Below are 7899 nucleotides of genomic sequence, written 5' to 3'. Positions count from 1 at the left end.
CGAATAAGTCAGCGTGGGCGCCCTTGGAATCACGCCGGGCCAGCCAACCAAACCGCCACCCCACAGACACGTCAGAACGCCCGGCCAAACATGCGGCGCGCACTGTCATGCCCGGAGCATGCACTTGACACGACCTATAGCCAGCTAGGTAAAGGGAGCGATGAGATTGCCGTCATCGCCGTATTACCGGCACGGAAAGTTCGTGATGATGCCGGAAGTGAGTCCAAGTGTCGTTGCGCAGAAGGGTTGCAATAACGGTGCAAAAGTCGGCCGCATCACGGCCGGCGACTACGAGGACCAGGGCGGGACGAGGGCTCAATGAGCCACCGCAGTTGTGGATAGCCTCCAACGCTGTCCTCGCCCTTGCTGGCGCGATTGAGCCCTAAAAGTTCTGCATTGGCGGCCGTTTGGCGTTCCTTAGGCAGCGGAGGACCTGGCAGTGTCCTCCCACCAAGTACAGCCTTGAGCAGGGCGAGCAGTTCGTCACCGAGTGGCCTGACGGCTGGGTCCATGCTGACGGCATGTCGGATGCTTGCCTTCAGCCCTCGACTGTCCAACTGATATGCAGCTTTCGCGCTCGCGAAGAACTCGTCGGCATCCTGCCAGGGATGCTCGCTCTTGGCTCCCGGTGACCGGGCCGACGGATCGACCATCATCAAGCCCACAGGCACATTCGAATCTCCGGTGGGCGGCGGATCCGTCGCATTCAGACGGAGGAAGAGGTCCCGGACTCTTACACGAATGCTCTCCCCGTACGTTTCGGAGTTAGCTGTCTTCCCCCGGGATCTAGCACCACGTCCAACGGCATCGAAGACGGCGTGTCCCATCTCGTGAGCAACCGCCTGCTCGCTCGCGTCTTCCGGGTCGATTATCAGTACCGGCTCTACGCGCCAATAGGCGAAGCGCGTCGTCGCCGCCCTGGTCGGCGTCGCCCCGATCCCCGCGTCCTCCGGGAAGACCTCCCGTCACCGGCTCAGCCGCGCCGGCGACCGGCAGGCCAACAAAGCCATCCACCGCGTGGTCCTCGTGCGGATGCGCTACGACAGCAGGACCCGCGCCTACGTAGCCAGACGGCGTCAGGAGGGCAAAAGCACCAAGGAAATCATGCGCTGCCTCAAACGCTACGTCGCCCGGGAAATCTACGACCAACTCCTCCACCCGCGCCCCGCCCCCGACGCCGGAACCCTCCGGACAACACGCACAGCCAAGCACCTGACCCTTCAGCAAGCCGCCGACGCTCTGCACGTCTGGCCCACCACCCTGTCCCGCCTGGAACGCGGACTCAGCCGGGATGATGTCTTCCACCAGCGCTACGAAACCTGGCTCAGAGAACATTGACGTCTATAGGAGCATCAATGTACACACACTGTATTCCCAACATCGAACCCTTGCTTCGCTCAGGGATTGATTTTTTTACGCCCTTCGCTCGTTCAAGAAGTACGGGGCGCATCTCCAGGAAACCTTGGGGTGAAGCATCCGCATCGGTCCGGAGGATGGTGTCTGAGCCTGCTGTGACTCCGTCAGACCATTGCTGTCGCAATTTGTTTGGCTGATGCTGAAAATCGCGTTTTTGGCACGGTATGCCATCAGGCCCTGGAAAGACGCGTCACGAGCTAAGTCAAAATCAAGCCTCTAACCAGTAAATCTTGAGATGAATCTGAGAGACTGCTAAGTGAAACTAAGCTGCCAACGTTGGTGGACCAGATCAGCAGGAGCCACTTCATGGCCGGATCGAGAGGAGCTGATTTTGATGGGCACGGTGAATTCCGGCGGCTCCGAGGGCTCGAAAGGGCCGGACATTGGGCCGCCTACCCAGACAACCTTGGTAATTCGAGTCTGGAGGGAAACGGAAAGCCCTGAACCCTTCCGTGCACGGCTCATCGCGGGGTCGGCAGACGGAGACGAACCTACGGTTACTTATGCTCGCGGTCGGGCGGAAGTGATCGCAGCGGTGAACCGTTGGCTATGCAACTTCCCTGCTGAACAGGAACTGCCCGATCCCGCCCTGTCAAAGGAAGGGTTTTTCCCGAGAAAACGTCGGGAAGCCCTTGTCATTGCTCGGCGTATTACGTCCGCGGCAGGCTCTTTCCCCGATTGCAATGCGATTACTCTTGCGTGTATCCGAGCGAAGAATTTATACGTTTCTTTGTGCGGTTCGTAGTGACGGTGATTCTTTGGTGAGCGTCATGCCAGGCGCGGCTCTTACAGAACGTCAGCTACGAGTTGCAGGATCCCCTCCGAGGGTGCAAGGCCCATGTCATCGTTCAGTTTCGCTCGATACTTTTCGAAGGCTCGAAGCGCGGCAGCATTGTTGCCCTGCTCCCGTTCCGCCTGAATGAGAAGTCCGACTGCCCTTTCATAGAGCGGTTCAAGTTCCAGTGCCGCCTCTGAGGCCTCCAAGGCAGATTCATAGTCACAGCGCACCAGGGACTCGCGAGCAATGATGAGGAACGCATGGAGCCGCTCCTGCCGCAACCTGCTCTGTTCAAAGAGCACCCAGTCCTCATACCAGCCAGGGAGCAGTTCCGCATCGCGTAACAGGTTCAGGGACGAAGCAACATTCCCGTTAAGCCCGGTTTGATTTAGCTCTCGCACACAGGACCGGACCCGGTGCAAATCGACGTCCACCAAGTCGCTTAGGGATAGCTCGGCGCCCCCGTTGACCAGCAGCCCCGGGACCTGCCGTGAGACCAGGTGCAGGCTCACACGCACACTCTCCATGGCCCGGCTCTCGCAGCTCTCCGGCCACAGGAGCCCAGCCAAGTAGCTTCTGGGGCGGGTGCCGTGAATAGCCAGCGCAGTGATGAGCCGCTGTTGACGCGCCGCAACATGCATAACGCACGAGTCCCTGCGGAGTTTCCACGATTGGAACAGGCTCAGCTGAAAATGGCAAAAGTTGCCGCTTACCATTGGTACCCCCAAATCCAGCGCGACTGCGAGCTAGAACAGTCCTAGCCACGAGGATCCGCAATTCAGCAAGGGATGTCAATGACCCGGCGCATCCGGCAGTGTGTGACGCGAAATAGCGCGAGCTTGGCACCTGACAGATCGTGCACAAGGACCAGCATTTAGAATTATCCCTTGAATTCGGGCCAAAAGCCCTTAGTGACGATGTTTCTAAATAGGATCAGCCATCTCGATTTACCTATGCCCAACCCTGAAAAGTAGTCCTGGGGTTATCGCCCTCCGCCAGCTTTTCCGGATTTACCACTTCGTCGCCGGCGACGGCCGACGTCCCATCCCGGCTGGCCATAGCGGACCGCGGGCTTTTCCGTGAAATAGGGCGCCTTGCCACATGAGGCACAAGCCCGCCACGCTTCATCGCCAATATCGATCTCCACCTCGACGACCCGCACCCCAACCGGCCGACTTCCGTTGACGCCAGTAACCCGTGGCGGCCGATGAAACCGCCAATGCTTCGTCCGAAATCTCCCTAGCTGCCCGGAAACGGAAGCACCCACCGTTCGACGTGATCCGCCGCTGCGAAACGATTCTGCCAGGCCCGCAGCTGCCGAACATGCCCGAACCAACTATCTCTTGAACTCGATTCGGACCGAGTTGTCGTCCTGGAGCACTATCACCGTTCCATCCCGCGACGTCCAGCCGTCATGCAGGAAGAAGAAGCGTCCGCCGCTGAACACCAGCAGGCTCAAGCCATCGTACCGGCCTGGGCGTAGTCCGCCGTGCAGGAGAGAGCCCAGAGCCGGATGGAAGTGGAGACTCAACTGCTGTCCGATAGCCGGCCGGCTATCGGACAAGACCGAGTGCATCGACCATACGAGCCTGTCATAGTTCAGTCGCCTATTAAGAGAGCCCGCACGACAATCCGGTGCGGGCCGACCACTTCCGCCTCTACAGCCCAGATCTCCTGAGCGGCGAGCTCGTCGAACAGGGTGGGCGGAACGATTGCGGTGTACTCGCGCCCGGCAGCGTCCGCCATCAGGTGGATGCTGCCAGGCACGGCGGCCGCCCGCTCGACAAGGACGGCAAGGCTGGACCAGCCGGGTGCTGGGCCTGGTTCCGGTTTGCCGGCGGGGACGCACCACACCCGCGAGCGGTTCTCGATCGCTTGGACCATCGCACCTCCTTGTTCCGGATCAGGCCGTGTCCCGTCCAGCCAACCACGTGACGAGGGAACGGGCAATCGGCAGCCCGGTCGGTTCCTCGAAGCAGTTGTAGGCCGGTGACGGATTCACCTCGAAGCACCACCATTCGTCGTCCTCGTCGCGCAATAGGTCGATGCCCGCCAGCGGCAGGTCGAGCTCTTGGGCCAACCGGATGCACCGCGCACTGACCTCTTCAGGCAGGCTGATGGCTGCCATGCCTGCGGGCGGGCCGCCCTCGGCGTAGCGGTAGTCGATCGTGGCCGAGTCCATGGCACATGCGTGAACTTCGTGGTCAACGACGTGGACGCGCACGTTGGTGCCAGTCAGCAGCCGCTGGAACTGGGTCGGCAGTGCCCGCACGCGGTCGAGCTCATCGAGCCGGCGCCCTGCCAGTTCGTGGACGATGGAGCGGACGCCGCTCACCGACTTGTAGACGATCCGGCCGTGCCGACCTCTGAAGCGGCGCACAGCGTCGGGATCGCTGGTTACAAGGGTCTCGGGGACGCCGAACCCCAGCGCCCGGATCAGCGCCGCTTGGTAAGGCTTGGAGTTGTTACTGGCCATCGATCTGGGCCGATTTGCCACCCGAAGCGGTGCGACATCGGCCCAAGCCGTCAAGAGGCCGATCGCCGCTGCATGCCGCGCCTCCTGCAGCGGATCCGGACGTAGGCCCGCGACGGCCGGGGCCGTCAAACGAAGGTACAGGCCGGTCGCCTCGGTCAGGTCGATTCGCTCGCCTTGATGCGTTGAGTGGGCGTGGATCCTCCCGTCATCGACGCCTACTTCGAGCTGCCACGCGTCCGCCTGTTCCTCGGCCAGAAGCAGCACTTCGACGCCGGCGTCGGTGGCGCGGTCGAGCAGGAGTTCGATGGGGCCCTCAGTGGGGCTGCCGGCGACGACTATCATGCGACGGCCCTTCTCCGGTGTTCGGCAGCCCGCTGTTCCAAGTAAACGGCCAGCGTGCGCACATGTGCGCCGGTGGCCAGAGTGGGGACCGGGGCTACGCCGAGGACGACCGGCAGCCCTGGCCGCTGAGCGGAAGGCGCTAGCCGGATCTCGGCGACGTCGAGATCAAGGGCGCGGGCAAGGGCGAGTATAGGGCTGTGGAGGGGAGGTGGAGCGTCGATGACGTCGCCGCCGCAGACGAGGACATGCAGGCGCTCCGGGGCGACAGTCTCGACCCAGGCCGTCGGCAGTGCCAGCGGCGGGCCGTCACCGGTCGGCGGGAGGAGGTCCACATCGGGGGGAATAGTTCCCTGTGGCCAGGCACGCCGGTCGCTATTGGGCCAGCCCTTGCGTGGAACCCGAGCGGCGTCCGTGGTGAGGAGCAGGTCGGGAGTGGACAGTCCAACGTCCGCACACGCCCGGGCGATACGCAGCAGGTCGGGGACGGTGCCGCAAAGCGTGCCCGGTGTGGGCCGGTTGACCAAGACGTCGCGGCGGGTCCATAGCCAGGATAGGCCGAAGGCGTGGATCTCGGCAGCGGCATAGTCGGCGTCGGCCGCCCGCTCAAAGGGTCGGACTGCGAGCGTCGCGGCCCGACAATAGATGACATCGAAGTCCTGTCCGAGATCAAGGTCATCGGCGTGTGGGACGCTCTGGGACGGCGACGGGTCAGTGGCCCTGGCCCGGGCCGATGGCCGCCCGGATTCGGGGTGGAGGGTGACCGGACGCCGGGAGAACGCCGAATGGTCAATCAGCATCACCCGGCAGGCGGCTCTGCGGTTCAGGACGGCGGCCAGCGACAATGCCCCCATATCACCGCCCTGCGTGATCAGCAGGATCGAGGGGATCATGCGACCAACTACTGAGGTGGCAGGGAGTCGAACTGGACCTTGGCGTCGTGGGAGCCTGCCTCCATTTCTGCACGAAGGGACTGCAGGTCGGGTCCGCCGCTGTCGTGGCCGAGGTTGGGCCGCTCCTTGCTGCCGATGAAGGGCTCGATGACGCCGCTGGAGTCCCAGCCCTGGCCCGCGGTCGGCGTGCGCAGTGTCTCGGCGAGGACCCGGACGATCGCCTCCAAGGCGGCCAAGCGTGAGCTGATGTCACCGCCGGCCTGTGGAGAGACATAAGCGAGTGGCTCCTGCTGGGTATAAGCGGCATCCGGCTGAAGTGGGCGGTCTGCGGGCTTGTCAGCAAGCTTCTCCTCGCGGATCTCCTTGAACTCCTTGGCGTCCTTCTCCTTGAACTCCTTGAACTCCTTGGCGTCCTTCTCCTTGAACTCCTTGAACTCCTTGAGGTCTTTGATCCGGTCCTTGAGCAATTCTTTGCCCAGTTCTTTCGGCCGTTCCTTGATGTTGTCCTTGGCATCCTTGCGCTTTATGATGCACTGGACAGCCAACCGGACGGACATCGCTGTCGACGGCGCAGGGATCCCCGTGATGGATACGCACGTCTCTGAGCCCGCGAACGACTTGCTGTTCGGTGTCGTCGAGGACGTGAAGGAGGTGTTGTTGGCAGTGCCGGGGAATGGGTCGCCGGGGTCGCCGCGGTTGGCGTTGAGCTCGAGGTCCCTCTTGCCGTCCGCCTGGAGCAGACCGACCTTGTAGTGCGACTCATCGGTGTTCCCGCTGATGGCCTCGTCGATGTGCCACACGAGCAGGCCGCCCCCTGGCAGCGATGCATCGTAACCGTCCTGTTGGCGGTTCTCGATCAGGAAGTACTCATTGCCGCCTGTGCCGTTCTTCCAGAGACGGTAGGCGGTCCGGCTCGCCTTGATGTCGTTGATCGTGACCGTCGCGTTCGCGGTCTGCACGATCTCGCTGGCCCAACCCTGGTTCACCTTGCACCAGGCCGACGGGTGCGTGGGTCGATCGCCACCGAGACCCCAGGAGCCGCTGCCCATGAGACACCAGTTGCCGACGCCCTCGGAGCTGCCGTCTGTATCGTAAAGGTCCGGCCACCCGAAGAGCAGATGGCCGAGTTCGTGCGCGGAGACGCCGATCTTCGCGTCCTCGGGGATCGTCAAATATGCGAAGACCTTGGTGCCGTCTACCGTGCGTTCGGTCGGCAGGACCCACTTGTGTGACCAGATGTCAGCGGCGGCACCCGTTTCTTCCGCTCCGCGTCCGGCATGAACGACGATATAGGCGTCCACATACCCGTTACCGTCGTTGTCGTACGGCGCGAAGTTCACGTCGGCGTCTGCGGCGGTCAGGGCGTCGTTGGCCAGAGTCCGTGCATTCGGCTCGGCAGCCTGTAGGCCGTTATCGCTGCCTGCGTAGGCGGCAAGCGTCCGGGGCATCCGATACGGTCCGACGACTTCGCCAGCGATCGTCACCAGGCCGCCTGCGACATCCGTGAAGTATTCCGTGACGCTGCCGTTGGGCAGGACGCCGCTCGAGAAGAACAGCGTCTGAAACCGATCATGGACATTCGCCGCCATCGCGCGATCGGAAAAGTCGACCAGAACCACGATGACCCGTATAGTGCCCCTCAGCGGCGCCCGGTCAAGGGCCGCGCGCTGGGCGATGGCGGCAGTCGTTCCGACCGGGTAATAAGTGCCCGGGTAGATGAGCCCGTCATTCAGGCCTACGCGCCGGGGGCTTCGGCGGCCGAGCTGGCGGGCAATGGCCTGAGGGGCGCGTTCACGCAACCTTTCGAACTGTTCTTTGAGCTTGTCGTTCAGCTCGGGGGCGGGTGCGACGACGCACAAGTCGTCGATCTGGTGCACTGGAACAGTGCAGAGATTCCGCGCGCGATTGAGGCCGTTCATGATGCCATCTCCTCCGGTCTTTACGGTAGTTCTAGCGTGCAATGGTCATCTGGGGTGCTGAAGTGGGTCGACTGTGGA

The 7899-nt window shown here is 62.7% G+C and carries 5 protein-coding genes and 1 pseudogene; 1 reads left to right on the top strand and 5 read right to left on the bottom strand.

Going from position 1 to position 7899, the window contains the following annotated elements; all coding sequences use genetic code 11:
* Window positions 1–912 precede the first annotated feature (912 nt).
* A pseudogene (locus tag AC1D0A_RS18255) lies at window positions 913–1338 on the top strand (transposase); the annotation flags it as partial.
* A gap of 864 nt (window positions 1339–2202) precedes the next feature.
* Here AC1D0A_RS18255 and AC1D0A_RS18250 read toward each other — a convergent pair.
* From AC1D0A_RS18250 to AC1D0A_RS18230, 5 genes are all read right to left on the bottom strand, one after another.
* The gene (locus AC1D0A_RS18250) at window positions 2203–2706 is read right to left on the bottom strand and encodes a bacterial transcriptional activator domain-containing protein (RefSeq protein WP_476946471.1); all 504 of its coding nucleotides are present in this window, start codon (window positions 2704–2706) and stop codon (window positions 2203–2205) included.
* A 1087-nt stretch (window positions 2707–3793) separates the two neighbouring features.
* Complete coding sequence (locus tag AC1D0A_RS18245; protein WP_476946470.1) at window positions 3794–4078, bottom strand: hypothetical protein; 285 nt, start codon at window positions 4076–4078, stop codon at window positions 3794–3796.
* 19 nt (window positions 4079–4097) lie between these two features.
* Window positions 4098–5012 carry an ATP-grasp domain-containing protein gene (locus AC1D0A_RS18240; protein ID WP_476946469.1) on the bottom strand — a complete coding sequence of 305 codons (915 nt, stop codon included), beginning with the start codon at window positions 5010–5012 and terminating at the stop codon, window positions 4098–4100.
* Complete coding sequence (locus AC1D0A_RS18235; protein ID WP_476946468.1) at window positions 5009–5902, bottom strand: hypothetical protein; 894 nt, start codon at window positions 5900–5902, stop codon at window positions 5009–5011. The genes AC1D0A_RS18240 and AC1D0A_RS18235 overlap by 4 nt, the downstream gene beginning before the upstream one ends.
* An 8-nt stretch (window positions 5903–5910) precedes the next feature.
* Window positions 5911–7821 carry a M6 family metalloprotease domain-containing protein gene (locus tag AC1D0A_RS18230; RefSeq protein ID WP_476946467.1) on the bottom strand — a complete coding sequence of 637 codons (1911 nt, stop codon included), beginning with the start codon at window positions 7819–7821 and terminating at the stop codon, window positions 5911–5913.
* Between the last annotated feature and the right edge of the window lie 78 nt (window positions 7822–7899).

The organism is Arthrobacter sp. P1_D4, assembly GCF_056406115.1.
The sequence above is the reverse complement of the archived record's forward strand: the minus strand, read 5'-3'. Positions and strand labels throughout refer to the sequence as shown.